Here is a 26,543-nt window from a genome sequence, read left to right as displayed (position 1 = left end):
AGCGCGAAAATGACCACCTCGAAAGGCACAATTCAAGGCTACAACGGGATAGCAATAAATGACGACAAGCACCAAGTTATACTGCAAGCACAGGCATGGGGCTCAGTGGGTGAGCAACAAACCTTACAGCCAGCGGTTAAACAATTAAAACAGCAGTTAGATAAACTGAACACAGATAAATCCGCAGACAAACACACAATCAAATTTACCGCAGACAGTGGTTTTAACAGCGAAGTAAACCTTGAATACATGGCGAAAAGTGGCTTTGATACTTATATTGCGGATAACCAATTTAGAAAACGAAACCCGCTGTTTAAAGACAGTCAAACGTATGAAACAGAGCAAGAAAAACGCCGACTAAAACGCAGTAAAGGCAAGCCACGGTTATTTACCTCAGAGGACTTTCATTATGATGAAACAACCCAAACCTGCCTCTGCCCCGCAGGCAATGGTATGTGGCGAAGCGGGGTTAATGTAAAGAGTCACAATCAAGAATACACGCGATTCTGCGGTTACTTAAAAGATTGCAAAGTATGCCCACTGCAACAGCAATGCATGCGAAAGCCACCAATAAAAACAGGACGGCAAGTACAGTTTAAAAATGATGAATCACGTAAAAAGCTAAGCTATATCGACAAAATGAAAGTTAAAATAGACAGTCCAATGGGGCGACGGCAGCTTTTTATTGAAGGAATGGCAAACGACTAGGCTGTATAGAGCCTGCTTTCCTCTAAATAAACAGCGGAATATTACAGTCAATAAAGGCATGAACAAATTGACCTTACGCGGACAAACGAAAGTGAATGCGCAATGGCAACTGTATTGCCTTGTTCATAATATAGAAAAGCTACAAAACACGATGCATTAAGAATGGGTAAAGCCTTTTAACCTCAATAAAGCCACTAAAACACCTGCCATACCTTCCAAAACGTCCATTAAAACAACACCAAATCCTCTTTTTTATATTTACGTAAAATCGAAGTAACCGATTGAACCAAAATAGGAACTCAGCTATGGTTGAAGCATCAATAAAAATAAATTAAAAACGAGTTATTCTACAGGCTCGTTAGAGCTCACGATCATGCATATTGAGAAGCTGTCGGATAGATTTCCTATCGGTCTGGCTAAAGACTTAAAATTTATTGAAAGCGAAATTTATCTTAGCTCAATGCATGAATCATATATGCCATTTGATATTCAATTTGAAAAGAACACTCTAACTATTCCAACAAGAATTTATACGGACGAAGGTCAGCTTGGGCGTCTGGCTAAATTGACCCCAAAACAACAAGAAGTTATATATTGTGTGTTTTCTCGTCACCACGATGGATTTGTAAGAGAAAAGTGCTTAAGGCAATTTGTCACTTCAAACAACTCATTCACAGCGCCCTATATACTTCAGCTGTTAGGTGAATATGTAGTTGAGATCATTGAGGTTATTTACCAAAACCGTGAAAAAATTAACAAAGACAATCTTGTCAGATATATATCGGAGAATCCCCTTCACTACGAACAAACAAGGCAGAGGGTATATAGCTACTGGGATTGCTACTATCGTAGAGCATACCCTAAGTACAAAAGAGGTGTTTCCCCGAAAGACGATAGCTATCTAGATTATCCCGGCATAAAAATGGTTAAATATATCAATGCATTACTATCAAGCACAAAGCTCTAACAAGGCAAAGCACTGCGATCCAATACTCTCCACTTCGTTTTGTGCGAGAAGATATTCGCACAAAATCAAAGTTCCGGTATTGGCCGCGTGTTTGCGGCGTTGTGGCTGCAGAATTACTCTTTTTTAAGAAAAACAGCCAGTTTTTTGGATCCTAAATGCATTGCTTAGTGCTTTAAAAGCGCTTAGAGTTAATTATAGGAGCTCGTTTTTTAATTGAATTTGGCTGTTAGAGTTATTCTACAGCCTCGTTAACTGCTTCTTTGTTACCTGTGCAATATATTGTACATTTCAGTTTTAATGAGTTAGACTTGTTCAATATTAAGTACAACTCAACAAAGAGGTAATTATGCGTATAGTTTCTTTTACTGAAGCTCGAAATGGTCTTAAATCTGTTCTTGATGGCGTAGTTAATGATGCGGACTGCACAGTTATCACTCGTCGAGATTCTGAAGATGCAGTTGTAATGTCTATGGATTATTATAATAGCTTAATGGAAACGATTTATTTATCTCGTTCTCCAGCTAATGCTGCTCATCTAAACAAATCAATTGCTCAATACAATACCGGTCAAATTACGGAAAGAGGCTTACTTGAATGAGTCGAATGTTAGCTTGGACTGACGATGCTTGGGATGATTACTTGTATTGGCAAGGTCAGGATAAGAAAACGCTGAAACGCATCAATAAATTAATTACTGATGCGAAGCGTTCTCCCTTCGAAGGTATTGGTAAACCTGAGCCATTGAAAGAAAATTTTGCAGGTTTTTGGTCACGTAGAATTGATGATACCAACCGATTAGTTTATGCCGTTAATGATGCACATTTGACAATAATTTCCTGTCGCTATCATTATTAATTTGAAGCGCAGTTAACAATCTCATCAACACGATTTATTGCACTCGGCAATCTCAGTTTGCCGGGTGTTTCTCGTTTTAAGGCGTCAATATCAAGTATATTTGCATAGTAATAAACGTGTTATGCAGGCGTTAGCTGTTTTTACTAGGGTGGTATTTTGCGATTAGAATCAAATCTTGAAAATGTTATGAGTGAAATTGACTCTTTCGAATGGAATCTATATGCATATATATATCCTGATAACTCAATCTGCATGTCGTCACTGATTCTTATAATCGATGATGATGCGGAAGAAGAACGAGATGACGACGATGAGCCAATTTATCCTGTGGCTAAAGGGTATAAAAGCTTTCTTAGTGTGGCTGATCTTCAAAGTATTAAAAGTAATTTACTTGAGCAAAAGCCTGATTATAGTCAGAATGAGCTTTTAAGTGCTGTTATGCATTACTATGAAAACGATGCGTTTATACTAATCAACAGCTAATCGGGTAGCCGGAGGTCTCTAACCTCCAGCCCCCACACCACCCATCATGCGCTTTTTATTAACAGGAAGCGCAATGGGCGGTTCATCTCCCGTAATGAATATTGATCCAAACATCTTTCAATGACACTAAACCTTGTGACGCTAAGTAATCATTGCCTAATGCAATGTTAATTCCTTTTGTTTTGAGCTTCTACAAGGGCCTTCGCTTCCAAGCGCCTACTTTTGGTACTGGTGATACCACAGGCTATGGCGAGTCGCTCGCTAACACCCAATTTCATTAAACTGCGTACTTTGGTACGGGCTATTCCTTAATAGAGAGCGCCATTGCCGCCAGTAGCACATTCTTATCCTACGGCGGATCCAATGATCTAAATCTACTGTTAGTTGATAAGTGGACTGCCCATAGTTTGCTAGACACCCAATGAGTTACATTGTGCCAAGTAGAGCGCAGATAAATACAATACTAATCTATCCGATATAATCTCATTCTGCGTGCAGCCAAGTTCATGGATAACTTAATATCGTAGAATCTATAAGCTATTTGTAGAAAACCTGTAGCTGTTTGTTACCATACTTAAATAGCCCAGCATTCGTTGGGCTAATTTAGGCAATAGACATTAGGGAGTCATTATGTGTATAGACCCTTTTTATCAAAAGCCTATAATTTGTTGTTCTCAAACGTCGTTGAATACATCTTCAAAAGCTCCCGAGCCAGAAATTTATCTCAAAGTAAATATTTGCTCGACTGAAACAGCAAAATAAGCCGAAATTCTGAGTGCAATTACCACCGATGGTGTAAAACGCCCGGTTTCTACTGTACTGATGGTTTTTCTAGAAACGCCTATGGCATCTGCTAACTCTTGCTGAGAAATTTTATGCTGCAATCTAAGTTTGTGAAGATGGTTGTCTAAATCTTCATTCATCAAGACCTTCCTCACGTAGTTTCCACAAAATTAACACACCATGCGTGGCTGCTGCCAAGCCAAGTAATACTTGAAGCATATCCGTAAGCCCAAAGGGAGCTATAAATTCTATAAACCACTTGCTGTCGCCACTATAAGCGAGGAAAATTCCGCCTACTACCATAATGTGACAGGTAGCACGCAAGCTGAACGAACTGACATAATCCACATACTCGTCGTTAAATTTCAGCGCCCAGTAACCTAGACTCGATATATTTTTTGCAAATTTCATCGATTTAAGAACTAACACAATACAATAAATAATACTCACAAATACAATTACATCTAATAGCCAATAGATAACTGAGTTTTTTTCACTAATTACTGTTAAAAACACCTGAGCTAAAAGGAAGAGCGCTAGTACAATACTGATTCTCCCGGTAATTGCTAAATATTGTTGTTCCGTTTCTGGTGGTACTTATAGTGATTTTTCCATCTTTGTGTATATCCCTTTTCTGTTGGCGACGAATTAATGTCGTATTGTGTTGACTGCGTTTAAGGTTACACGTGATACCTAAATACACCAAATGTAACCTTTAGGTATCAATGGTACCTAAAGGTTACATAAAGGCAAGCTTTCTTTTATTTTTAGCTAATATTTGACCAATAACGAGAGACGAAATTTGAAAATGAATGAGGAAATAAACAAAAAACAAACCCGAATTTTCTTGTGCGGGGAAGACCGTTTTACAGGGAAGTCTTATGAGCACCGCAGAGGGTGGGTTGAAGAGAAACTACTGAGTCTAGGCAAGGTATTTTGTATTGATGTGTGTGAGTATGCTGTTATGAGCAACCAGCAAAATGTCAGGAACATTTAACAACAGCGCAGCTGGCCCGAAGGGCGAAAGGCAGGACGCCTGAAGTACACGCACCTAGTGTTGTATGTTGATGATAAAAAAGCGAATCGGCTAAATGATAAAGCGATTGTTATTCGTTGGCACAAGCTGTGTAAAGGCACCGTACTTACGCAAAGATACATACAAGGTGAGAAGCTAAGTAAAACTGAACTTATCTTTTTTAATCAAACAGTAAACCAATACCGTGAACGGCTATCAAGTATTAGCTGGTTTATGCGGCTATTAAATGAAGACATTGCTCGTAAAGCGAATAAAGAAGATAACTGCACCGGCCGATTTTATTCGCTGCCGTCCATGGCGCTCACCCTTCGGGCCGCCTAAGGCGTTCAAAGTTGTTCCTTACAACTTTGTGGGAAGGTCCTTTCTTTAAAATAAAAAGCAGTCATAAGCGCTTCTTAATGAAGCATCATTAGCAGCCTGTATGGCATACGTTGATTTAAACCCTATCAGGGCCAAAATGGCAAACACGCCAGAAGAGTCATCACATACGAGTGTGCAAAAACGATTAGAAAGCGCAACAGAAGGCAGCAACCAAAGCAACTATTAAGATTTTCAGGCATGTCACGTCAAATCATGCCAAAAGGCCTGCCGTTTGAACTTAAATCTTACCTTGAACTGATTGAATTAACAGGGCGTTGTATACGAGAAGGAAAGCGCGGGTATATTGAAAGCACACATTTACCTTTACTAGAAAGAGTCAATATCTCCCCAGAAAACTGGTTAAAACTCACGACACAATTTACGCGCGTATTTCATGGCGCAGTAGGTAGGACGACCTCACAAGAGAGTTACAGTGAACACTTGAGCAGAAAACGGCGTAGCAACGTCAGTAACAGCGAAAAGCTGCTGGCATAAAGTTAAAAGTCCTCAGTAAAAAGTTAAAACTGCAATTATGCAGTTATTTTTATGCGCGTAATTTAGGCTTAAGAGTACTAATAACTTATTTAATGGGTGAAATGAAAGCAACCCATTAATAAAAAGTAAATTCATAACCTAAAAAGTAAATTTAGTGGAATAGTGATGTTGGCTCAATTAGAGTGGCTGTCTAATTTGTTTTGATTGAACCAAAATAGGAACTCGGCTATGGTTGATGCATCAATAAAAATAAATTTAAAACGAGTTATTCTACAGGCTCGTTAAATTGCAAATGAGGCCAAATTGAAATATCTATCATTCCTACTGCTCTTTGTACCAAGTGCCCATGCTTGTTTTGGCGGCACAAGTAAGGAAGATTACGAATTGATAAAATCTCAATCTTTAGATCAAACTTATCTAATGGTGGGCTTACTCATTCTAGCGATAATTTTACGTGCGATAACAAACAAGAATAAAATTTGGGTACCGCTACTTATAACTTCAACAAGCATGTACTTCCCATTTGCGAAGTATCAATCGGCTCTATATAACAATGATTGGTGTGGCTGGGGTGTAGTTCATGCATTTCAATTAGGCACAAAAATTATGGTGTGTATTTTTGTGATTGAATTACTTAATTTCTTATATGCAAAGTTTAAAAGAAGAGAAGTAAATGCAATTTAACAAACCAAGTCCTCAATAAAAAGTTAAAACTGCAACTATACAGTCTTTCCATGCGCGTAATTTAGGCTTAAGAGTACTAATAACGAAATGAAAGCAGCCCAGTAATAAAAGGTAAATTCATAACCTAAAAAGTAAATTTAGTGGAATAGCTTTGTTGCTTCAATTAGAGTGGCTGTCTAATTTGTTTTGTCCTTGCATAATGAATTCGGGAATCTGCTGCGCGGGCAAAAATCAGCCCAGCAAAATTTGCCGTATATTGCGGCGTCATATTCAAGGAGATACGATGGACATTTGGAGTTTACCTTATACTTTCGAGTATCAAGGTCGAAAAGTGAAATATGGGATTGAAGGAAAAGGAGAGCCTCTTGTTTTAGTTCATGGTACGCCTTGGTCATCTTTCAACCTTAGGCACTTGATTCAGGCACTTTCAAGCGACTACACAGTCTATTACTTTGATTTACTTGGTTATGGTGAATCAGATAAAGGTGATGCGGATGTATCTTTAAAAGTACAAAATCAACTATTAGATTCATTAATAGATCATTGGCAGTTAAAGTTACCTTATATTGTGGGGCATGATTTCGGGGGTACGACAGTACTGAGAAACTACTTGCTGAATCAACGAAAGTACAAAAAGATAGTCGTAATTGATCCAGTTGCATTATCTCCTTGGGGCTCTCCATTTTTTAAACATATTGAAAAGCATGAAGCAGCCTTTGCAGGAGTACCTGATTTCATTCATTCAGCAATCGTTCAAGCATATATAAAAACAGCGTCATATCAGCCATTATCTCAGGAAGCAATTGACGGTATTCTCCGCCCTTGGTCTGGAGATGAAGGTAAGAAAGCTTTTTATAGGCAAATAGCTCAAGCAAATTCAATGTATACGGATGAATTTCAAGATAAGTTATCTAGCTTTGATGTACCTACATTAATTCTGTGGGGTGAAGAGGACCAATGGATCCCTGTTGAACAAGCTCACGTGCTTCATAGTAAAATTAAAGACTCTAAGTTAGTTATAGTTCCTGAGTCTGGACATTTGGTCATCGAAGAAAAACCAGAAGCATTGGTTAAAGAGATACGAGAGTTCTTCGAAAGTTGAATATAACAAGCATGATTCGAATAATAGGGCTGGGCTTAAACCACATGCACATTCGTATAAGTCACACAGGCCAAAGTGGTGGAAAATTCGCATCACCTCTTAGTCCATGATGATAATTATTGTGCTTATCTTAACCATAGTAAAACAGTTCACACAGTTACAGAAAATTATTAACCATGATAAATTTCAAAGGTTTAATTCAAGCTATTTCTGTGTTAGATAAGACATGATTCATAGGAGTTAAAATGACAATAAGTATGCAGGTGATTAGCCTGATAAGGGCATTAGTAATATTGACTGTGCTGGTCATTCTGGGGGGCTGTGATTGGTTTGATGACAAAGTTGAGGTAACCTCGGCTGAAGCGGCGTATTTATTGCCAGATCGTCACGCTGAGAATGTTAAGTTACAACAACAATCGGCCAGTCAGTTGTCTAATGCTGAACTTTATCAACGTGCGCTTAGCTTGTGGCCAATCGCTTATCGTGAGTTGAGTGTACCGACTTCTCTTGGTCAAGCTCGGGTTATTGTAGCAGGTCCCGCTGATGCTGAGCCGTTGGTTCTGTTGCACGGTATGCACGCCAATTCAGCCATGTGGTACCCTAATATTGCCGCGCTGGCAGAACACTATCGCGTTTATGCAATTGATGATCTGCTCGGCTCTGGCGGGTCACGTGCAAGTGCAGATATTAGCGATATGGATCAGGTGGTAAGTTGGTATCAAGAGTTATTTGACCGTTTGCAGTTGAGTTCTTTGCATTTGGTAGGTGCATCTCGTGGTGGTTGGCAAGCGGTCGCCATTACTCTAGCTGAATCTACCCGGGAAAAGTCGCGTATTCAGCGCTTGGTGCTACTAAGTCCTGCGCAAACCTTTGGTTGGATAGAATTAAGTGGCGACTTGCTGGCGAGCATTTTTTTTACTATCAATCCAGATCGCAATGAAGTGCAAGAGAGCTTACAAAGTGTGTCAAGCCGGCCACATATGATTAACCCAATTTATTTAGATCAATATGTAGCAGCACTTGAGGATGATCCTGTTCCGGCTTTGATAACCGAACTACGACCATTTTCGGATCAGCAGTTGCAACAGATTACTTTACCGACATTAGTTTTAATCGGTGATAATGATATGATGAACAACAATGATAGCCTTGAGCGGGCGAAGAAAATACTGGTGCAGGGACACACCAAGCAAATAAAAAATGCGGGGCACTTTTTAACGGTTGATCAGGCTGAACAAGTAAATCGCGCTATGTTGAAGTTTTTATCGCGTTAAGTATATACCCAGCAATATCAAGATGAGAGCGTCGTTGGAATTAAAATCAATAACGTTTAATCCTGTATCTTGAGGTGGTTTAGTCAAAATATTTTAAACTAGCGTATTAAAATGGAAGGCTCACTTATTGTTTATTGTGATAGACACTTTGTGAGGGCTCGTTCTCGCTCTGATTGGTATAATTCATGATTTAGCTAAAGCCAGATATTTGAACATAATACACGGCTTACACGTTAAGTAAGCCGTGTATAATTGTTATAGTTTTTCAGTAAGCGCTGTAAGTGTTAATCGCTTTGTAATATCTGTATTCATAGACTGCTGCGCAATTATCACTAAGTGATCGACCCTTGCACTTACTTCATTGCATACATTAAGTAAATCATCTATCAAACAGCCAATCGCTCTTACTTCAATAAGCTGCATTTGCTTACGTTGATAGCCGGTTAATGTCGTCAAATTTGTTGCGGCACCAAAATCGCCAAAAAGCACGTTATGGTCTGCGTTTACCATAATATTATGCGCGTATACATCGCCATGACTTATGTTGTTAGCATGTAAATGGGCAAGTGTATGGATCATCTGCTGTGCAATTAAGGTAATTTCATTTGCACTAAAGTCAGTGTTTTTGGCAAAAGTATCGCGGGTGCAGGTTTCAAGTGATGGTGGTAAACCAAGATTTTGATAATCTTTACTGATCAACTCCATAACCAAGCCAAGTTGCAGTGGGTTATTGATATAAGCAAGTACGTTTATAAGATTATTGTGCTCGCCGGCTTGTAAACAGCAACTAACTTCGTCAAGCGGGTAGCCATCACTCGTGATCGCGCCTTTAAATAGCTTTAACGCGACATTATTGTTTTGCCATTTAGCTAAATGAATTATGCCTGAAGCGCCTTCACCAATTTGTTCAACTAAAGAAAACGCTTCAAGCTGAGCTTCAGTGAGTGATACTTGCTGTAAACTTTGGGCTTTATTAAAGTCGTTACCTGCAAATGCAAGCCATGTGAGTTTTGGTAATTCAAATAACCAGTCATCAATATGGGTTAAGTTATTGGCTGATAAGCGCACCAGCTCAAGGCTTTTGCAGTGTTGCATACTGCATGGCAAGGTTGTTAGTCGATTACCTGCCAGAGCCAGTTTACGAAGCTGCGTAAGTTCGCCAAAAGACTCAGGTAACTGTTCAATATGGTTGTCAGTTAATATTAACCACTGGGTTGAGGTTGGCAAACTATGCTCTGCAAATTCAGTTATTTGATTGCCTTTAAACGCAATCATAATAAGCGAAGGGCATTTAGCTAATACTGCCGGAATATGTTTAAACTGATTAAATGATAAAAACACGCGTTTTAGTTTTACGAGGCTAGCAAATTCATCAGGTAAGTCAGCTAAGTTATTGTTTGATAAATCGAGTACTTCGAGGGTATCGGCAAGGGTGAAAATTTCGTCTGGAAATGTGGTTAACTCTTCAACTAGTTGTAGACGTGTTGCACCAGCTAATTTACCAGCGCGAAGATCTTCTAGGGTATTCAAAATGCACATCCATTTGTAATTAAAAAATAAAAAGGCCAATTTAGTTGGCCTTAGTAATCATTTTATTCAATAAAATTAAAACTGTGCGTTGTGATATACGTTTTGTACGTCGTCACAATCTTCTAGCATAGCTAAAAAGCGCTCCATTACTTCAACATCTTCACCTTCAATCGGCGCTTCAATTTGTGGAACAAAAGAGATTAAATCTTCGTCAAACTCAGTAATACCCATTTCTTCTAGGGCAGTGCGGGTATTATTGTATTCTGTGTGCGGTGCAAAAACAGTCACTTTACCTGCTTCAACTTCTACGTCAGTAACATCAACGTCTGCCATCATTAACGCTTCAAGCACGGCTTCGTCGTCATCACCGTCAAATACAAAAATTGCAAGGTGATCAAATAAATGAGAAACCGAGTTTTGTGCGCCAATTTTAGCATTGGCTTTAGTAAAGCATACACGTACGTCAGCAAAAGTACGTTTGTTGTTATCGGTTAAGCAATCAACAATAATCATACAGTTACCCGGGCCATAGCCTTCGTAACGTGTTGCTGAGTAATCTTCACCGCCGCCGCCTTTGGCTTTATCGATTGCGCGGTCAATAACGTGCGCAGGTACTTGATCTTTTTTAGCGCGTTCAATTAAACGACGTAGTGATAAGTTGCCATCAGGATCAGTACCGCCATTTTTAGCACAAATATAAATTTCTTTACCGTACTTTGAGTAAACTTTAGTTTTAGCACCCGCAGTTTTAGCCATTGAATCTTTTTTGTTTTGGTAAGCTCTTCCCATCTGCGTTTCGCCTTAAATATGTTTTTGAAAGTATAAATTTTGTTGTGCGGTATTCTATACCCTAGTCGCTTGGAAATACAGAAATCAGTGGCAATTAAAATAGCTTGAGGTGGGGAAGTTGTTTGATTAAGGGACTAAAAAAATATAACCCGCGCTTGCGGGTTATATTATAAAGATCTTTTAATTACCAAATGCGGACACGTTGGTCTTCAGGTAAATACAAAGCGTCACCTGGTTGTACATTAAATGCTTTGTACCATGCGTCGTGGTTACGCGGTGCTTGGGCTCTAAAGCGACCTGGTGCATGTGTGCCACCACGTAGTTGGTTTAACATACTTTGTTCGGTGCGTTTTTCTTTCCATACTTGTGCCCATGCAAGAAAGAAGCGTTGATCACCTGTTAGACCATCAATAATAGGCGCTTCTTTGCCGTTTAGGCTAAGTTTGTAGGCGTGATATGCCATGGCTAAACCGCCCACATCACCAATGTTTTCACCTAAGCTATTTCGCCCGTTTACAAAGTTTCCAGGAATAGGTTCGTATTGACTGTATTGTGCGGCAAGTTGGTCTGCTTTAGCGTCAAAAGCGGCGCGATCAGCGTCTGTCCACCAGTTACGTTGCACACCATTTTCATCAGATTTTGAACCTTGGTCATCAAAGCCATGGCCCATTTCATGGCCGATAACTGCACCAATACCGCCGTAGTTTACCGCGGCGTCTGCATTTGGATCGAAAAATGGTGGTTGTAAAATGGCTGCTGGGAATACAATTTCATTAAATGAACTGTTGTAATAAGCATTAACACGTTGGGGTGTCATGCCCCAACGGTTGCGGTCTGTTTTCTTAAGTTCTTTTGCAACACTTTCGGCTTGAAAAAACTCACGCATGTTTTTAATGTTGCCAATCAAATCGTTATCGCTAATGCTTAAGCCGTCAAACGATTGCCATACGTCAGGGTAACCAATTTTTGGTACAAAGGCGGCTAATTTTGCACGTGCATTAACTTTGGTTTGTGCACCCATCCAGTCTAGGTTATCAATGCGCTCACCCAATGCCGTGCGTAAATTTTCAACAAGCTCTGACATTTGTTGCTTTGAAGATTCAGGGAAATAACGTGCTACATAGACTTTACCAATAGCAAATCCAAGCGAGTTAGTGCTCGACATTTGGCTGATAGCACGCTTCCAACGTGGGCGAGGCTCTTGTTGTCCGCTTAGTTCTTTACCGTAAAATGCAAAGTTAGTATTAAAAATATCTTCAGAGAGTAAATCAGCATTACCGCTTAGGGCGTGATACGTTAAATAATCTTTCCATACTGCTAGGTCTTCTTGATTGATCAAGTCAATCATGGCTTTAATTGGCTCTGGTTGAGATACATTTAACTGCGGTACTTTATACCCAGTTTGTGCAAAATATAAATCCCAGTTAAAACCAGGGTACGCTTTAGTAAGTTCAGCGCGGTCGATTTGGTTTAATGTAATATCGCGGTTACGACGTTTCTCGCGAGGCCAGTGACCTTGTGCAATTTTAGTTTCAAGCGCAAGAATTGCTTGAGCACGAGAGGTTGCGTTGTTTACGTCAGCAAATTTCAACATGTCAGCAATGTGTGCGACATACGCTGCGCGCGTTTTAACAAAGCGCTCTGAATCTTCAAGGTAGAACGAACGATCCGGTAGGCCTAAACCGCCAGCACCTAAAGACATTTCATATTTGTTAGGATCTAAACGGTTAAACCACATACCGCCACCTAACGGAGCTTTTACGCCAGTAAGCCACGATTTACCAAATAGCTCAGTCAGGTCATTCGTTGATGATACAGCGTTGATCTCTGTTAATAGTGGTTTTATCGGTGTTACGCCGAGTTTGTTCAGAGTGTCTGTATCCATATATGCATTGTAGAAATCAGCAACTAATTTCTCTTCAGCATTTAAATCTTTGCGTGCTGCGATTTCTTCGATGATTGTTTTAACGCGTTCTTCACTGCGATCAGCAAGTGCAGAGAATGCACCATAACGAGTTTTATCAGCAGGCATGCTGTAGTTGTCGTACCATGTACCGCTGGCGTACATAAAAAAATCATCACCAGGTTTAACTGCTTCATTACGTGCTGATAAATCAACACCAAAGCTACCTAGCTCTGCTTTTGTTGTAGCAGCAACTATTTGTTGCTCTTGTTTTGTTGTCTCAGGCGTTGAGCAGCCTGTAATAAAGGTGGCAGCTAATGCCGCTGCTATTAGGTTCTTCTTCATTGTGTTGTTCCCCTGAACGTTAACTTTATTAATACGTAAATTTGTGTCTATTTTGATTGTTAAGGAATACTAACAACCAGACAATTTTTTTGAGGCGAATCACCTCTGCGCACGATAAAATAACCAGCCTTTTATGCATTGTCTGATTGTTTTTGCTGTAATTCCCACATGCGGGCATATTCACCTTGCAGGGCGAGTAAGTCATCATGCTTGCCTTGCTCGATGACTTGGCCTGCTTTGAGCACGATTATGGTGTCAGCATCCGTGATAGTGGATAGTCTATGAGCAATGACAATACTTGTATGTTCACTGGCTACTTCACGCATTGCACTGAGTATGGCTTGCTCTGAGTGTGAATCTAAAGCAGATGTTGCCTCGTCAAAAATTAAAATAGGGGATTTTTTTAAAATAGCCCGTGCGATTGCGATACGCTGCTTTTCACCGCCTGATACCTTTAATCCACGTTCACCTACAAGCGTTTGGTCACCTTTATCTAGGCTGTTAATAAACGCCCTTAAATGGGCCATATCAATTGCTTTGTTTATTTCATCTGCGCTGGCATCTGGGCGACCGTATGCAATGTTTTCTACAATAGTGGTGTTAAATAACACGGTATCTTGGGGCACAATAGCAATGGCTTGTCTTAGGCTTGCCAGTGTTACCTTATGGATGGGCTGTTCATCAATATAGATTGCGCCGCTGTTGAGTTCATAAAAACGATAGAGCAGGCGAGCAAGGGTACTTTTACCTGCGCCACTGGCACCGACAACGGCGACTTTACTTCCTGCTGGCACGTTAAAACTCAACTCATTCAAAATTGGCCGATCGCTGTCATAATGAAACTTAACATTTTCAAAGCGAATAGCGCCTTGTGTTAATGTTAAAGGTTCTGCTCCAGGACCATCATTAATGCTTGGTTTACGTGTTAATAGCCCTAGCATGTTTTCAAGATCAGTGAGGGCGCGGCGTATTTCTCTGTACACAAACCCTAAAAAGTTCAGAGGTAAAAATAGTTGGATCATGTAGGCGTTGATCATCACTAATTCACCAATTGTTAGTGTGCCAGTGACGACCTCTAACGCGCCTAGCCACATGAGTACCGTGATAGCTGCGGCGATGATCAAGGCTTGGCCAGAATTAAGCGCAAGTAACGATAAGCGGTTTTTTAATCGTGCTTGTTCCCAACGAGCTAAAAAAGTGTCGTATGTTGAGGCTTCATATTCTTCGTTATTAAAATATTTTACCGTTTCGTAATTTAGTAAGCTGTCTATGGCACGGGTATTGCTGTTGTTATCTGCTTGATTAGCTTCACGAATAAAGCGGTTTCGCCATTGTGTAACGACCACTGTAAAAGTGATGTAAAGTGCAACTGCGAGTAAGGTGACTAACGCAAACCAAGGCGAAAATAAAGTAGCAAAAATAACCGCGACTATCAGAATTTCAAATAGCGTAGGTATAATATTAAACATTAAAAATCGCATTAAGAAACTCAACCCGCTGGTACCGCGTTCAATGTCACGGCTTATACCGCCAGTTTGTCTATCAAGATGAAATGCCAGCTCTAATGAGTGCAGGTGCTTAAATACTTTTAAACCAATATGACGCATGGCATGCTCAGTGACGCGGCCAAACAAGGCATCGCGTACTTCACCAAAAAATACGCTTGCAAAGCGCAGCCCACCGTACAGTAATAGTAATGCGACTGGCACTAGCATAATGTCTTGTAGGTTAGCATCTACGCTGTCGATTATTTCTTTCAGCGCCCATGGCATAAGTAAAGTTGCACCTTTTGCGGCAATCAAAGCTAATGCAGCAAGTGTTACACGGCCTTTAAATACCACAAGGTATGGCCACAATGTAAGAATGCTTTGTTTTAGGTTCATTGCATCTGGATGTTTACTCGTTTGCGTACGTTTGCCCATACCGCGCATGATTTTCCCTTGAAAGTTAAATAGAGCTATTGAATCTTACTAATAGACACCCAATAATAGTGGGGTAACTTACTTTAGATTAAAAAATGACTCAACTTCGCTTATTTATCACTGCTTTAATTTTATTTGCTGCGCTATTTAGTGTGCAGGCAAATGCTGTTGACGGTAATAACGATGTTGTGCAAAAGAATAATGTTAACGTGCTGTCTGTGTTAGATAATACACCAGATAGTATTATAAACTCCTACCTATCTGTTTCAAAATCTGCATTTGTAAAAAATAGCGTTAAAAAACAGCCTGAAGATTTAGGTTTTAAAGCTTTACAGCCTCGTTTAACGGCAAATAACTCATCTTTGTTTTTATATCAACGTCAAGTTGAACCAAACTATGAAACTATATTTGAATTTTTTGCCCCAAGTCTTGCGCGTGAGCTTTATTTACGCCCCCTTGAGCCACCCATTATATCTCCTTGGTTTATTGTTTATGAAGGCAAAAAGTCACGTATAAGCGGCTGGAAAGACGCTAATTTACAATATAGTGCAACGCGTACCTACCATATTTAATTTTTCTTTATAATTTTTCAGTTTGAACAACAAATAAATTAATGCGCCTGCATGGCGTGAAATCGGTGCGCGCGCCGGTTTAAAGGACGAATTATGTTAAAAAAATCATTAAAGAAACCGCTATTACAGCGTTTTAAAATTAGCTATGTAGCAATGTTCATTGCACTACTATTATTAGCTGTTAGTGCGTTACCAAATTTATACCCCTCTAAGTCATGGCTTAATATCTCTATTGAGAGTCAGTCGCAGTTAATTAAGAATATACCTTCACAAAAATCAGTCATCGACTTTTTAAATCAGCATAACTTTATGGTTGATCAATCCACCTTGGGGTCAAAATCGGATTCATCCTCTATTAATGTGTTGCTGCAAGTGCCTACCAAAAGTGCGGCAGCGCAGCAGGCATTGAAAAGTGAATATCCTTATTTTGATGTAAAAATAGTAACTCATCAAACAAGCCCTGCTTGGTTACAACAGCTTGGTTTAGAACCGATAAAGTTAGGCCTAGATTTAAACGGAGGTGTATTGTTTGTTTTGGATGTGGATTTAGTAAAAGCGCAACAAGAGCAGCTAGATAGCGCTTACGAGCAAACAAAAAGCATTATTCGTGATGAAAAAGCACGGGGTGTTCGAGTGCAAAAAAACGAACAAGGTTTTGAGCTACATGCTTTACGCAGTGCAAAAGAGAGCTTGATTGGCGTACAAGCGCAAGTACTAAAACGTTTTCAGCGCTTAGTTGCAACTAAGCAAACACAAGGAAGTATGACCACAGTGGCGTTTAGTTTTAGTGAACAAGGAAGTAGCACTTTTAATAAAGAGGTTATGAGTCAAACATTAACAACGCTTAGAGGGCGCATTGAGGAGCTTGGTATCACCGAAGCACTCACACAACGCCAAGGCAAGCAGCGCATTAGGATTGAATTACCTGGTGTGCAAGATCCTGCAGAAGCTAAGCGAATTATTGGCGCTACGGCATCTCTTGATTTTTATCAGCTAAAAGAGATCGGCGGTAAAACCTTTGATTTACAAAATGGCGGGACGATTAATTTAGATCCCATTGTTATTTTTTCAGGCCAGCATATTAATAATGCTCACTCTGGGCGAGATGAATGGGGGAAACCTTTGGTGCAATTGAGCTTAGATAACCAAGGTGGGGAGGCGATGTCAGCGTTTTCAAAACGCAATATCGGTAAGCCAATGGCCACTGTGTATTCTGAATATTATAAAAATGCGCAGGGTGAGGTGGTCAAAAAAAGCGAAGTGATAAATGTGGCAAATATTGCTCAGCATTTAAGTCGTCAATTCAGTATTACTAATATGCAAAGCCCACAAGCAGCGCAAGACTTAGCATTGTTACTACGTGCAGGTTCATTAACTGCGCCTGTCACAATTGTGCAAGAACAAACGATTGGGCCAAGTCTTGGCGCTGAAAACATCACGAATGGTTTAGCTGCGCTGATGCTGGGAATGGGGATCACACTTGCTTTTATGGCTATTTGGTATCGTGGCTTAGGGCTGGTGGCTAATGTCGCACTGGTGCTTAATTTAACAGCTTTGGTTGGCTTAATGTCACTGTTACCAGGGGTTGTGTTGACCTTGCCTGGGATCGCGGGTTTAGTACTGACCATTGGTATGGCTGTAGATACGAATGTGATTATTTTTGAACGTATTAAAGAAGAGCGTCGTAAAGGGCGTGCACCATATCAAGCGATAGAGCAGGGTTATCAGCAAGCATTTACAACTATTTTTGATGCCAATATTACGACCATGATCACTGCAATTATTTTATTTAGCATTGGTTACGGGCCGATTAAAGGCTTTGCGATCACGCTTGCGCTTGGTCTGATCACGAGTGTATTTACAGGTGTTTATGTTTCAAAGGCGTTAAGCCAAGCTGTGTATCTTAAATTAACGAGCAAAACAGGAGCACAGGCATGAAAAAAACTTACTCTAAAATAAAAACGGGCACCACCTTACGCTTATCGGGTTTAGTATTTAGCATTTTACTTATTATTTTTTCAGTGACGGGTATTGCGACAAAAGGGCTCAATTTTGGTCTTGATTTTACAGGTGGTTATTTAACTGAATTTACGACATCAATAGCGATGAGTGAAGCTCAAATGGCGCAGAAGCTAAGCCATTACCACCCCGATGAGTTTACTTTAAGTGCGCAATCTAACCAACATTTTCAATTAAGAGAATCAGCGCAGGCAAGCAATACGCCATGGCTAGAATCATTAACGCAAGACGATACGTTAGGTGTTCAGGTTGTGTCATCGTCTTATTTAGGCTCGCAAGTTGGTGACGAGTTATTTGATGAAGGTCTTTTAGCGTTGTTCTGTGCAATGGTTGCGGTCATGATTTATTTGGCACTGCGGTTTGAGTGGCGTTTAGCATTGGGCGCGGTGGTTGCCTTAATGCATGATGTAATTGTCGTAGTGGGTATTTTTGCATGGCTGCAACTTGATTTTAATTTAACGGTATTAGCAAGCTTGTTAGCCATTATTGGTTATTCATTAAATGATTCAATTATTGTGGCTGATAGGGTGCGTGAATTGTTACGCTTAGATACAAAAATGCAAAAAACCAGTGTTAATACTGTTATTAACGAGTCAATTAAAAGCACCTTAACGCGTACTTTGATCACCTCAGGAACGACACTGGCGACAGTTGCAAGCGTATGGCTATTAGCGGGAGCGCCATTAGAAGGTTTTGCAATTGCACTATTTACAGGGATATTAGTAGGGACGTTATCCTCTATTTGTATTGCGGTGACATTGCCGCAATTACTAGGTTTAACACATGAGGATTATCAAACTAAATTGGATGAAAAAAGCCAAACTTTGCTAGATATGCCTTAAAATAAATAAAAACCGCAGCGAATAAGCTGCGGTTTTTAGTATTATGACTATTAACTAAGGTTAATAGTAACGACTTCGGCAGTATCTTGCTGCGAGTCTTGTGAAGGCTGTTTTGGGATCTCAGGTTTATCTAATGCGATATCCCCACCGTCAATCACTTCACCCGTTTTTAAATTCTTAAAATCAAATAATTTATTATCCGCTAAGTGCGATGGGGTGACATTTTGCATCGCAGTAAAAATACTTTCAACACGCCCTGGGTGCTCTATATCCCACTGAGCTAGCATTGCTTTGGTATGTTTACGTTGTAAGTTTTCTTGCGAACCACACAAATTACATGGAATGATAGGGTATGCTTGACTGATGGCGTATTGTTCTATATCAGTTTCTTTACAATAAGCTAGCGGACGAATAACCATGTGCTCGCCGTTATCGCTCATTAATTTAGCTGGCATACTTTTAAGTTTTCCGCCGTAGAACATGTTTAAGAACAGTGTTTCAATCATGTCGTCACGGTGATGGCCTAACGCTATTTTGGTAGCGCCCATTTCGTTTGCAGTGCGGTATAAAATACCACGGCGTAAACGCGAACATAAAGAGCAGGTGGTTTTGCCTTCAGGAATAATATCAGTGACGATGCTGTAGGTATCTTCTTCAACAATCTTATATTCTATATCTTGAGTATCTAAGTACTCAGGTAACACATGTTCAGGAAACCCTGGTTGCTTTTGATCAAGGTTAATAACAAACAGCTCGAACTTGATTGGTGCAACACGTTGGAGATGTTTAAGCATATCAAGTAGGGTGTAACTATCTTTGCCACCAGATAGGCAGACCATGATACGGTCGCCTTCTTCAATCATATTGAAGTCCATAACCGCTTGACCGGTTTGACGACGTAAGCGTTTTTGTAACTTAGATAAGCTGTGTTGAGCTTTGGCTTGAACAGAATGCGACATTACGCCCCCTTGTGAACTATGCGTAAAAATAAGGGGCGCATTATACGCCGAAAGCAGCAATGCTCAAAACATATTTATAGCTTAATTTTTTGTTAATGGGCTGACGTAGCCATCGGGTTTAAGCGCTAATACATCGCAATCGAGGCTATCGATTACATGCTCGGCTGTATTTCCCACTAATGCAGCGCTTAACCCAGTGCGCCCTACAGTACCAATAACCACTAATTCGCTATTTAAACGCGCAGCAACATCAGGAATAACATCTTCGGGTAAGCCTTCCTCAATGGCACACGCTTGGTGTGAAATATTATGTTTGCTAGCCAGCGTATGTGTGGATTCTATATGATGCTTTTTGACTGATTCGTTATATACGCTTGGGTTGAACTCAGGTATTTCGATCGCAATGTTTACAGGCGTTGCTGGATAAGCATTCACAAGGCTTAATTTTGCGTTAGCAAGTTCACATAAAAATTGGGCATCTTTAATAATTCGGTTGTTAAGTGCAAGATGCTGTTCATTCTCACTAATTGCGTTTACGGCTGCAAGAATATTCCCGTTCTCTGGCCACGCATGTTCTTTTACGAGTAACACAGGTGCTGGGCATTTTCGGATCAAGTGCCAGTCGGTTGGGGTAAAAATAACAGATTTAAGAGTGTCATGTTTATGCGTGCCTTTAATGACGATATCAAATTGCTCGCTGATCACTGTATCTATAATGGCTTCATAAGAGCGATTATGCCAAACAACTTTACTTTGTATTTTAATGTCAGGGTATTGGGCTAAAATTTCATCAAGCCATGCTTGGCGATCTTTAACCACGGCATTACGCATTGCTTCGCGCTCATCGCCAGAGAGCATAGTTGTCATTTCATATGAAAAGTCGTAAATGCTCATAAAAGCAGTGATAACGGCACCAGACTTTTTGGCTAAATCAATAGAGCGAGATAAACCATGCTGAGAATCAACGGTTGGGTCAATAACGGCAAGTATGCGTTTGAGGGTGTTCATGAGCTGTTCCTTAACTACTGTATACCTATCGAAGGATATAATTTACATTTCAGACTCATTAGAGTGTAACGTAAATAGCGAGTAGTTAAAGTAACAGCATACTTTATGTTGTGCTAGATCAAGGTTTATTTCGGGTGGATAGCTGCGGCATCACGTAATCCATCACTATCGAGGATTGTAATGAACTTACCCTCAACTTTTATTAGGTCTGCTTTTTGAAAGCGGCTTAACAGTCGGCTAATTGTTTCGACAGTAAGACCTAGATAATTACCAATTTCACCTCTTGTCATCGTAAAGCGAAACTCTTTACGCGAAAAGCCACGCTCACCAAAACGATTTGATAAATTATAAATAAAACTAGCTAAACGTTCTTCAGCAGACTTTTTATTTAGTAGCAACAACATTTCTTGATCATAGTTAATTTCATTGCTCATTAAACGCATAATTTGTTGACGTAGTTTAGGCAATTTACCTGACAGTTCATCTAATGTATCAAATGGAATTTCGCATACCATTGAAGTTTCTAGTGCTTGCGAAAAGCTTTGGTGGGCCATTTTATTGATAGCATCAAAACCAACTAAATCACCGGCTAAGTGAAATCCTGTTATTTGTTCATCGCCTTGCTCAGATAAAGTATATGACTTAAATGAACCTGAACGAACAGCAAAAATGGCATTTAAACGCGCACCTGATTCAAATAAAAAGTCGCCTTTGTGCAGTGGTTTTTTACGTTCGATGATTTCATCAAGTTTATCCATTTCTTGACCATTGAGTGTAAAAGGTAAGCATAATTGACTGATACTGCAATTGTTACAGCTAATCGTGCAGTTAGTCTTTGCTTTATTGTGTGATAAATTCATCTGTTATATCCATAAAATGTCGGCGCACTAGTCCCTTTAGATTAATGCACTAGCTTGTCAGTTGCAATAATAAGTAGATAAACGCCATACCAAATCAGTAGGCTGCCCATCGTTATCCGCGCCCAAGGGTGATTAAGTAGCTTATGCAATGCTTGTGCGCCCATACCTATACTGAGCATCGCAGGGAAGGTGCCTAGAGCAAAAAATAGCATAACCAGCGCGCCTTCAAATGCGCTATTGCCGGTCATCGCCCAAGTTAATGCAGAATACACTAAGCCACACGGTAACCATCCCCATAATGCGCCGTAACCTAGGGCTTTAGGAAATGAGTTAATAGGCATTAAAAATTTATTTAGTTTAACAATATGCTGCCATACCATTATTTTTCCGAGCGATTCTAGCCATTTCAAACTTGCACCTAAACGCATTACGTAAAGGCCAACTAAAATCATAAAAAGTCCACTTAAAAATGCCAAAGCAAGAGAAAGCCAATGGCTTTGATTCGCGAAATGGCTGCTTAAACCCGCTACAAGTGCACCTGCGGCCATGTAACTGGCAGCTCGACCAAGGTTGTAGGCGATTGAAAAGTAGATTGGTTTTGTTTTATCAGTTGCAAGCTGTAAAGAGCTGGCAATACCACCGCACATAGCTATGCAGTGGCCACTACCAATGAGACCCATCACAAATGCACTAATAAATAGAGGGTCAATCATTACTTTTGTTATGTTGTTCTTTATCATCTTCAAACAAGATACTATGGCCTTGTTTATTTAAATCAGAAAACTGTTCGCCACGGACAGCCCAGAAAAAAACACCAATTGCGATCATAACGAATAATATAGCAATTGGAATTAGGATATAAATTATACTCATAACTTTAATAACCTCAGGGAGTTACAGATCACAATAATGGAACTTGTGGACATACCAATCACTGCCATCCAAGGCGCTACTAAGCCCAATGCTGCAAGTGGCAGGATAGAACCATTATAAAGCAACGACAGTGCTAAGTTTTGTTTAATTATCCGCCGTGTTTTTTTAGATACGATAAGCAAATGCTCAATTGCGGCTAAGTCACTGTTAAGTAAAACTACGTCAGCTGTATTTTTTGAAATATCAGCACCTGTATCCATTGCAATTGACAAGTGAGCGCTGTTAAAGACAGGACTGTCGTTTACGCCGTCGCCGACCATAGCAACAATTTCATTTTGCTTTGACCAAAGTTCAACTTCACTTTGTTTATCTTGAGGCAGACAACCTACTTTGAAACTATCCAACTTTAACCTTTGAGCAATCTGTTGCCCCGCACTCGATGCATCCCCTGTTAACATATGGCATGTTAAGCCTTGAGCTTGCAAAGAGGCGATTAAGGGTGCTGCATTGTCTTTTACTTCATCAATAAAGTAAAAATTTGCGACAGGCTGTTTATCAACATAAAAAGTTGCTTGTGCATTACATTTACTGTTATCGAACCAGCCACTCTTACCGATAGCGTAATGATGATTATCATCGTGACCAGAAATACCAAGCCCTGGGTGCACATTAATATCATATAAATGGCGCTGCTCAGGTGTGTACTTATTAAATGCTGTCGCGATAGGGTGCTCTGAATAGCTTTCAAGTTGGGCAGCAAGAGCCAATACTTGTTGTTTAGAGATACTATCAACCAATAAATCAACAGAGTCTATACTGAAACGCCCTTGAGTTAATGTGCCTGTTTTATCAAATGCAACACGTGTTAATTGTGGTAATGTTTCAAGTACATGAGCTTGTTTTATCAGTATCCCTTTGCGAGTTAACGTTGCGACTGCACAGGTCAATGCGGTTGGAATAGCTAAACTCAACGCACAAGGACATGTTGCGACAAGCACAGCAATAGTGATCCAAAACGCATGTGCGGGGTCAACTTGATACCAACCAATGGCTGTTAATGAAGCAAAAACTAATAAACAAGCGACAAACCACTGCGCAACTTTATCTGTTATTTCAACTAACTTAGGGCGTGTGGCGAGTGCGCTGTGTTGTAGTTTAATGATTTGGTTAAGTAAGGTATTTTGGCCTATCTTGTTTATTTCAATTGTGATCACACCATCATGATTTACAGTGCCAGCAAATACTTGATGGTCAATGTATTTTTTAACAGGTAAATGCTCTCCCGTCATCATGGATTCGTCAACCGTTGTGGTGCCCGAGCAGATAACGCCATCGGCTGGAATGGTTTCACCAGGCTTTATTAACACGCGATCATTTAGCTTTAATTTTTTAGCCGCAATTATATGTTCTTGGTCGTCTTTTTCTAACGTGCGAGCGGTTAAAGGTAATAGTTTTTGTAAGTTCGCAGTAAATTCACTTGCTTTGAGACGAGCGCGAAACTCTAGATATTTACCGAGTAAAAGTAAGAAGGTAAACATGCAAATAGATTCAAAGTATACTTCACCGACTTGCATAACTGTGGCGTAACTACTGGCAATATAAGCACCAAATATTGCTAATGATACGGGCAAATCCATATTTAATTGTTTTGCTTTAAGGCCATTAATCGCATTAGTTAAAAAGGGTAACGCACTATATAAAATAACAGGGGAGGCAAGGATTAGGCTGATCCAGCGAAAATATTGCTCAAAATTTTCTTCCATGCCTGAAAACATACCGAAGTACATTGCAAATGCAAACATCATCACTTGCATTGTCATCAAACCAGCGACACCTAATCGGCGTATATAGGCTTTAGCAACTAACTGTTTTTGACTTGCTTCTATATCAGCTTGAAAAGGGTAGGCTTTATAGCCAATTTCCATTAATGATTTGATTAATTCACTTAGTGGAGTACGTTCTTTGTCCCATTGGATCATAGCGCGATTAGTTGATGTATTTACATCGACTCGTTTAATCGCCGGTATATTTAATAATTGTTTTTCAATTAGCCACGCACAAGCTGCGCACGTAATCCCTTCAACAGTTAGTAATACCTCACTAATATCATTAGTCTGAGATATAAATTCGTCTTGAATATCGGGGTTATCATAACTGGTGATGAAGGCCAATTGCTCTGGAACGAGCTGCTGAACTTTACCTGCTCGAACAGTCCTAAATTTATAATAGTCAGTCATACCTTGACTGACTATTGTCTCGGCTACTGTTTGGCAGCCAATGCAGCACATTGGTTGTTCGCTACCATCAATATTAACGGTAGCGCTAAAGCCTGAAGGCACACTTTCAAGGCAATGAAAGCAATTATTAGACATAATACTTGGACTACTTATATTCAGGGCTTATAGAAATACTTTGTTCACTTGGCAAAGTAATGTTTTCTTTTAGTTTCCAGCTACCATCAACGGGCTCGATAAATACCGTGTATGTTCCATTTACAAAACTAGGAATAATGGCTGTGAATTCACCTTTTGCGTTGGGCGTCAGGTGTATATCAAAATCATGAGCTTGGATTGTTCTATGATAAAATGATAACTTTAAAGAGTGAATATTGCTTGTGTCACCCTTGGTAAATTTAAAACTTACTTTATCTGCTTCAACACCAAGTTCACCATGCAAGTATAAAGCCTTTGCTTTATCAAATTTACTCAGTTCTAAATTAATCGCTTTACCTTTTTTATAATAATCATCGACGACCATATCGGGGCCATTCCCAATTGCCGTAATAAATAATGATATGCAGCCAATGATAGTAATTGCTGGGAAAAAGATTAAGAACCAAGGCCAGAAATTTTTATACCAAGGAGTAGGGTTCATAAGTAAGCTTAATTTGTTTACGGTGTAGGTATTTTATAGGATTTGAATTAAAAAGACTAAAAAAAAGCCTCCAGATGGAGGCTTTTTTGATCTTAATTAATCTATTGAATTAAAAGATTAATATTTAAACATTTAATTAACGTTTTGCTTATTTATCTTGCGATAAACTGTAAACATAAGCCGTTAATAGATGAACTTTGTCTTCACCTAAAATGTCTTTCCACGCAGGCATTACACCAGCACGGCCGTTATTTAATGTTTCTTCAACAGCACGTTGAGAACCACCATATAACCAGATGTTATCTGTTAAGTTAGGAGCACCAAATGGTAAGTTATGGGCAACAGAACCTTTACCATCAACACCATGACATGCAGCACACATGGCAAACTTAGCTTCACCTGCTTTCGCATCTTTTTGGTTAACAGTACGACCTGATAAGCTTAAAACATGCGCGGTCATTTCTTTAACGCCTTGTTCGCCTAAAGCAGCACCCCATGGTGGCATTGCAGCAACACGACCATAAAGTAGTGTCTCTTTAATTTTGTCAGGCGTGCCGCCGTATAACCAATCTTTATCCGTTAGGTCAGGGAAGCCGTGACCACCACGAGCATCTGAACCGTGACACTGCGAACAGTTCTGAGCGTATAAGCGTTGACCAATTTCAAGTGCTTTGTCGTCTTTAACAAGCATTTCGATATCTTGGCTAGCATAGCCTTCAAATATAGGGCCAAAACGTTTATCTGCATCAACAAATTCTTGATCTAATTGAACTCGCTGACCGTTAGCTAGTGCATCTTCAGTTGCCTTTTTAGACTCTTCTAAAGAAGTAATACCTTGGTTAGAACTAGTCCATTTAAATACGCCTTCCCAATTACCTAAACCTGGGTAAGCGGCAAGGTAGTATACTGACCATGCAAATGTCGCAAAGAACATGTAAGTCCACCACTTAGGCAGTGGGTTGTTTAGTTCTTCAATCCCATCAAACTCATGCCCACAGCTTTCACCCTCTTCAACCCCAGCGTAGTTCTTTAAGTTCCACACTAGTAGGCCAAAAATAATAAATAGGCACGCAAGGGTTAATACAATAACCCATATACTCCAAAAGCTAGTCATTTCTCAGACCCCTTTTCCTCGTTAGAGATTGTTTTGTTATGCTCTTTTTCATCTTCGAAAATGGCATTAGCAGCACTGTCAAAGCGTGTTTTGCTACGCTTGCTGAATGCCCACACAACAATAACAATAAATAATACTAAAATTATCAGAGTTAAAACGCCTCTGTATGTTCCGTAATCCATAATT

26 protein-coding genes and 2 pseudogenes are annotated in these 26,543 nt (G+C 39.8%); 12 read left to right on the top strand and 16 right to left on the bottom strand.

All coding sequences use genetic code 11. The features are described 5' to 3' along the window. The 5 genes and pseudogenes from HJP15_RS22215 to HJP15_RS16240 form a co-directional block, all read left to right on the top strand. A pseudogene (locus HJP15_RS22215) lies at positions 1–868 on the top strand (transposase); the annotation flags it as partial. A 213-nt stretch (positions 869–1,081) separates the two neighbouring features. After that, positions 1,082–1,675, top strand: a complete 594-nt coding sequence (locus HJP15_RS16255) for a hypothetical protein (protein WP_170174153.1) — start codon at positions 1,082–1,084, stop codon at positions 1,673–1,675. Between the two features lie 346 nt (positions 1,676–2,021). Next, positions 2,022–2,273, top strand: coding sequence for a type II toxin-antitoxin system Phd/YefM family antitoxin (locus tag HJP15_RS16250; protein WP_054203493.1), 252 nt, complete (start codon positions 2,022–2,024; stop codon positions 2,271–2,273). Next, positions 2,270–2,530 carry a Txe/YoeB family addiction module toxin gene (locus tag HJP15_RS16245; RefSeq protein ID WP_170174152.1) on the top strand — a complete coding sequence of 87 codons (261 nt, stop codon included), beginning with the start codon at positions 2,270–2,272 and terminating at the stop codon, positions 2,528–2,530. Before HJP15_RS16250 ends, HJP15_RS16245 begins: the two co-directional genes overlap by 4 nt. A 156-nt stretch (positions 2,531–2,686) precedes the next feature. Then, positions 2,687–3,013, top strand: coding sequence for a DUF7716 domain-containing protein (locus HJP15_RS16240; protein ID WP_170174151.1), 327 nt, complete (start codon positions 2,687–2,689; stop codon positions 3,011–3,013). A gap of 261 nt (positions 3,014–3,274) precedes the next feature. On the opposite strand, the gene HJP15_RS21980 is transcribed toward HJP15_RS16240, so the two are convergent. The 3 genes from HJP15_RS21980 to HJP15_RS16225 all read right to left on the bottom strand — a co-directional run bounded on the left by HJP15_RS21980 (position 3,275) and on the right by HJP15_RS16225 (position 4,312). Then, positions 3,275–3,373, bottom strand: a complete 99-nt coding sequence (locus tag HJP15_RS21980; protein ID WP_349304636.1) for a hypothetical protein — start codon at positions 3,371–3,373, stop codon at positions 3,275–3,277. 359 nt (positions 3,374–3,732) lie between these two features. After that, positions 3,733–3,936 carry a helix-turn-helix transcriptional regulator gene (locus tag HJP15_RS16230; RefSeq protein WP_054203496.1) on the bottom strand — a complete coding sequence of 68 codons (204 nt, stop codon included), beginning with the start codon at positions 3,934–3,936 and terminating at the stop codon, positions 3,733–3,735. After that, complete coding sequence (locus tag HJP15_RS16225; RefSeq protein ID WP_249365882.1) at positions 3,929–4,312, bottom strand: hypothetical protein; 384 nt, start codon at positions 4,310–4,312, stop codon at positions 3,929–3,931. The genes HJP15_RS16230 and HJP15_RS16225 overlap by 8 nt, the downstream gene beginning before the upstream one ends. A gap of 292 nt (positions 4,313–4,604) precedes the next feature. Between HJP15_RS16225 and HJP15_RS16220 the strand changes: the two are divergent. From HJP15_RS16220 to HJP15_RS16205, 4 genes and pseudogenes are all read left to right on the top strand, one after another. Further along, positions 4,605–5,687: pseudogene (locus HJP15_RS16220) on the top strand (transposase). A 303-nt stretch (positions 5,688–5,990) separates the two neighbouring features. After that, on the top strand, positions 5,991–6,371 hold the full coding sequence (locus tag HJP15_RS16215; RefSeq protein WP_170174150.1) for a hypothetical protein: 381 nt from the start codon (positions 5,991–5,993) through the stop codon (positions 6,369–6,371). A 283-nt stretch (positions 6,372–6,654) separates the two neighbouring features. Continuing rightward, positions 6,655–7,473 (top strand): alpha/beta fold hydrolase, encoded by an 819-nt coding sequence (locus tag HJP15_RS16210; RefSeq protein WP_054203500.1) that lies wholly within the window; start codon positions 6,655–6,657, stop codon positions 7,471–7,473. A 245-nt stretch (positions 7,474–7,718) separates the two neighbouring features. Beyond that, positions 7,719–8,747, top strand: a complete 1,029-nt coding sequence (locus tag HJP15_RS16205; RefSeq protein WP_170174149.1) for an alpha/beta fold hydrolase — start codon at positions 7,719–7,721, stop codon at positions 8,745–8,747. 255 nt (positions 8,748–9,002) lie between these two features. Here HJP15_RS16205 and HJP15_RS16200 read toward each other — a convergent pair whose 3' ends face one another. The 4 genes from HJP15_RS16200 to HJP15_RS16185 all read right to left on the bottom strand — a co-directional run bounded on the left by HJP15_RS16200 (position 9,003) and on the right by HJP15_RS16185 (position 15,197). Next, the gene (locus HJP15_RS16200; RefSeq protein ID WP_170174148.1) at positions 9,003–10,277 is read right to left on the bottom strand and encodes a leucine-rich repeat domain-containing protein; all 1,275 of its coding nucleotides are present in this window, start codon (positions 10,275–10,277) and stop codon (positions 9,003–9,005) included. A gap of 75 nt (positions 10,278–10,352) precedes the next feature. After that, the gene (locus HJP15_RS16195; RefSeq protein WP_054203503.1) at positions 10,353–11,066 is read right to left on the bottom strand and encodes a YebC/PmpR family DNA-binding transcriptional regulator; all 714 of its coding nucleotides are present in this window, start codon (positions 11,064–11,066) and stop codon (positions 10,353–10,355) included. Positions 11,067–11,250: 184 nt separating this feature from the next. Further along, positions 11,251–13,314 carry a M13 family metallopeptidase gene (locus HJP15_RS16190; protein WP_170174147.1) on the bottom strand — a complete coding sequence of 688 codons (2,064 nt, stop codon included), beginning with the start codon at positions 13,312–13,314 and terminating at the stop codon, positions 11,251–11,253. 131 nt (positions 13,315–13,445) lie between these two features. Then, positions 13,446–15,197, bottom strand: a complete 1,752-nt coding sequence (locus tag HJP15_RS16185; RefSeq protein ID WP_054203677.1) for an ABCB family ABC transporter ATP-binding protein/permease — start codon at positions 15,195–15,197, stop codon at positions 13,446–13,448. A gap of 134 nt (positions 15,198–15,331) precedes the next feature. Here HJP15_RS16185 and HJP15_RS16180 point away from each other — a divergent pair, with 134 nt between their 5' ends. The 3 genes from HJP15_RS16180 (at position 15,332) to secF (ending at position 18,669) form a co-directional block, all read left to right on the top strand. Then, complete coding sequence (locus tag HJP15_RS16180) at positions 15,332–15,808, top strand: hypothetical protein (protein ID WP_054203505.1); 477 nt, start codon at positions 15,332–15,334, stop codon at positions 15,806–15,808. Between the two features lie 93 nt (positions 15,809–15,901). After that, positions 15,902–17,746 carry a protein translocase subunit SecD gene (gene secD / locus HJP15_RS16175; protein ID WP_170174146.1) on the top strand — a complete coding sequence of 615 codons (1,845 nt, stop codon included), beginning with the start codon at positions 15,902–15,904 and terminating at the stop codon, positions 17,744–17,746. After that, a complete protein-coding gene (gene secF, locus HJP15_RS16170) occupies positions 17,743–18,669 on the top strand; it encodes a protein translocase subunit SecF (protein ID WP_170174145.1) in 927 nt (308 codons plus the stop codon). Before secD ends, secF begins: the two co-directional genes overlap by 4 nt. A 50-nt stretch (positions 18,670–18,719) precedes the next feature. On the opposite strand, the gene ttcA is transcribed toward secF, so the two are convergent. From ttcA to HJP15_RS16125, 9 genes are all read right to left on the bottom strand, one after another. Continuing rightward, positions 18,720–19,628, bottom strand: coding sequence for a tRNA 2-thiocytidine(32) synthetase TtcA (ttcA, locus tag HJP15_RS16165; protein WP_170174144.1), 909 nt, complete (start codon positions 19,626–19,628; stop codon positions 18,720–18,722). Between the two features lie 81 nt (positions 19,629–19,709). After that, positions 19,710–20,636 (bottom strand): universal stress protein UspE, encoded by a 927-nt coding sequence (gene uspE / locus HJP15_RS16160; protein ID WP_054453367.1) that lies wholly within the window; start codon positions 20,634–20,636, stop codon positions 19,710–19,712. Between the two features lie 125 nt (positions 20,637–20,761). Further along, on the bottom strand, positions 20,762–21,496 hold the full coding sequence (locus HJP15_RS16155) for an FNR family transcription factor (RefSeq protein WP_054203510.1): 735 nt from the start codon (positions 21,494–21,496) through the stop codon (positions 20,762–20,764). A gap of 41 nt (positions 21,497–21,537) precedes the next feature. After that, entirely contained in the window at positions 21,538–22,209 is a 672-nt protein-coding gene (locus tag HJP15_RS16150; protein WP_170174143.1) for a sulfite exporter TauE/SafE family protein, read from the bottom strand. Next, positions 22,202–22,369 (bottom strand): cbb3-type cytochrome oxidase assembly protein CcoS, encoded by a 168-nt coding sequence (gene ccoS, locus HJP15_RS16145; RefSeq protein WP_054203512.1) that lies wholly within the window; start codon positions 22,367–22,369, stop codon positions 22,202–22,204. The genes HJP15_RS16150 and ccoS overlap by 8 nt, the downstream gene beginning before the upstream one ends. Further along, complete coding sequence (locus HJP15_RS16140) at positions 22,366–24,741, bottom strand: heavy metal translocating P-type ATPase (protein ID WP_170174142.1); 2,376 nt, start codon at positions 24,739–24,741, stop codon at positions 22,366–22,368. The genes ccoS and HJP15_RS16140 overlap by 4 nt, the downstream gene beginning before the upstream one ends. A 10-nt stretch (positions 24,742–24,751) precedes the next feature. Then, on the bottom strand, positions 24,752–25,243 hold the full coding sequence (locus tag HJP15_RS16135; protein ID WP_170174141.1) for a FixH family protein: 492 nt from the start codon (positions 25,241–25,243) through the stop codon (positions 24,752–24,754). A gap of 148 nt (positions 25,244–25,391) precedes the next feature. Further along, on the bottom strand, positions 25,392–26,357 hold the full coding sequence (gene ccoP / locus HJP15_RS16130; RefSeq protein ID WP_054203515.1) for a cytochrome-c oxidase, cbb3-type subunit III: 966 nt from the start codon (positions 26,355–26,357) through the stop codon (positions 25,392–25,394). Then, positions 26,354–26,539, bottom strand: a complete 186-nt coding sequence (locus HJP15_RS16125) for a cbb3-type cytochrome oxidase subunit 3 (protein ID WP_054203516.1) — start codon at positions 26,537–26,539, stop codon at positions 26,354–26,356. The genes ccoP and HJP15_RS16125 overlap by 4 nt, the downstream gene beginning before the upstream one ends. Between the last annotated feature and the right edge of the window lie 4 nt (positions 26,540–26,543).

The sequence above is a fragment of the Pseudoalteromonas sp. NEC-BIFX-2020_002 genome (assembly GCF_013002825.1).
Taxonomy (GTDB): Bacteria; Pseudomonadota; Gammaproteobacteria; order Enterobacterales; family Alteromonadaceae; genus Pseudoalteromonas; species Pseudoalteromonas neustonica.
Note: the sequence above shows the minus strand (reverse complement) of the source record. Positions and strands in the feature narration are given on the sequence as shown.

Coding starts and splice junctions, on each gene's coding strand:
- HJP15_RS16255 (WP_170174153.1), top strand. CDS start 1,082: ATGCATATTGAGAAGCTGTCGGATAGATTTCCTATCGGTCTGGCTAAA.
- HJP15_RS16250 (WP_054203493.1), top strand. CDS start 2,022: ATGCGTATAGTTTCTTTTACTGAAGCTCGAAATGGTCTTAAATCTGTT.
- HJP15_RS16245 (WP_170174152.1), top strand. CDS start 2,270: ATGAGTCGAATGTTAGCTTGGACTGACGATGCTTGGGATGATTACTTG.
- HJP15_RS16230 (WP_054203496.1), bottom strand. CDS start 3,936: ATGAATGAAGATTTAGACAACCATCTTCACAAACTTAGATTGCAGCAT.
- HJP15_RS16210 (WP_054203500.1), top strand. CDS start 6,655: ATGGACATTTGGAGTTTACCTTATACTTTCGAGTATCAAGGTCGAAAA.
- HJP15_RS16205 (WP_170174149.1), top strand. CDS start 7,719: ATGACAATAAGTATGCAGGTGATTAGCCTGATAAGGGCATTAGTAATA.
- HJP15_RS16195 (WP_054203503.1), bottom strand. CDS start 11,066: ATGGGAAGAGCTTACCAAAACAAAAAAGATTCAATGGCTAAAACTGCG.
- HJP15_RS16190 (WP_170174147.1), bottom strand. CDS start 13,314: ATGAAGAAGAACCTAATAGCAGCGGCATTAGCTGCCACCTTTATTACA.
- HJP15_RS16185 (WP_054203677.1), bottom strand. CDS start 15,197: ATGAACCTAAAACAAAGCATTCTTACATTGTGGCCATACCTTGTGGTA.
- HJP15_RS16180 (WP_054203505.1), top strand. CDS start 15,332: ATGACTCAACTTCGCTTATTTATCACTGCTTTAATTTTATTTGCTGCG.
- secD (WP_170174146.1), top strand. CDS start 15,902: ATGTTAAAAAAATCATTAAAGAAACCGCTATTACAGCGTTTTAAAATT.
- secF (WP_170174145.1), top strand. CDS start 17,743: ATGAAAAAAACTTACTCTAAAATAAAAACGGGCACCACCTTACGCTTA.
- ttcA (WP_170174144.1), bottom strand. CDS start 19,628: ATGTCGCATTCTGTTCAAGCCAAAGCTCAACACAGCTTATCTAAGTTA.
- uspE (WP_054453367.1), bottom strand. CDS start 20,636: ATGAACACCCTCAAACGCATACTTGCCGTTATTGACCCAACCGTTGAT.
- HJP15_RS16155 (WP_054203510.1), bottom strand. CDS start 21,496: ATGAATTTATCACACAATAAAGCAAAGACTAACTGCACGATTAGCTGT.
- HJP15_RS16150 (WP_170174143.1), bottom strand. CDS start 22,209: ATGATTGACCCTCTATTTATTAGTGCATTTGTGATGGGTCTCATTGGT.
- ccoS (WP_054203512.1), bottom strand. CDS start 22,369: ATGAGTATAATTTATATCCTAATTCCAATTGCTATATTATTCGTTATG.
- HJP15_RS16140 (WP_170174142.1), bottom strand. CDS start 24,741: ATGTCTAATAATTGCTTTCATTGCCTTGAAAGTGTGCCTTCAGGCTTT.
- HJP15_RS16135 (WP_170174141.1), bottom strand. CDS start 25,243: ATGAACCCTACTCCTTGGTATAAAAATTTCTGGCCTTGGTTCTTAATC.
- ccoP (WP_054203515.1), bottom strand. CDS start 26,357: ATGACTAGCTTTTGGAGTATATGGGTTATTGTATTAACCCTTGCGTGC.
- HJP15_RS16125 (WP_054203516.1), bottom strand. CDS start 26,539: ATGGATTACGGAACATACAGAGGCGTTTTAACTCTGATAATTTTAGTA.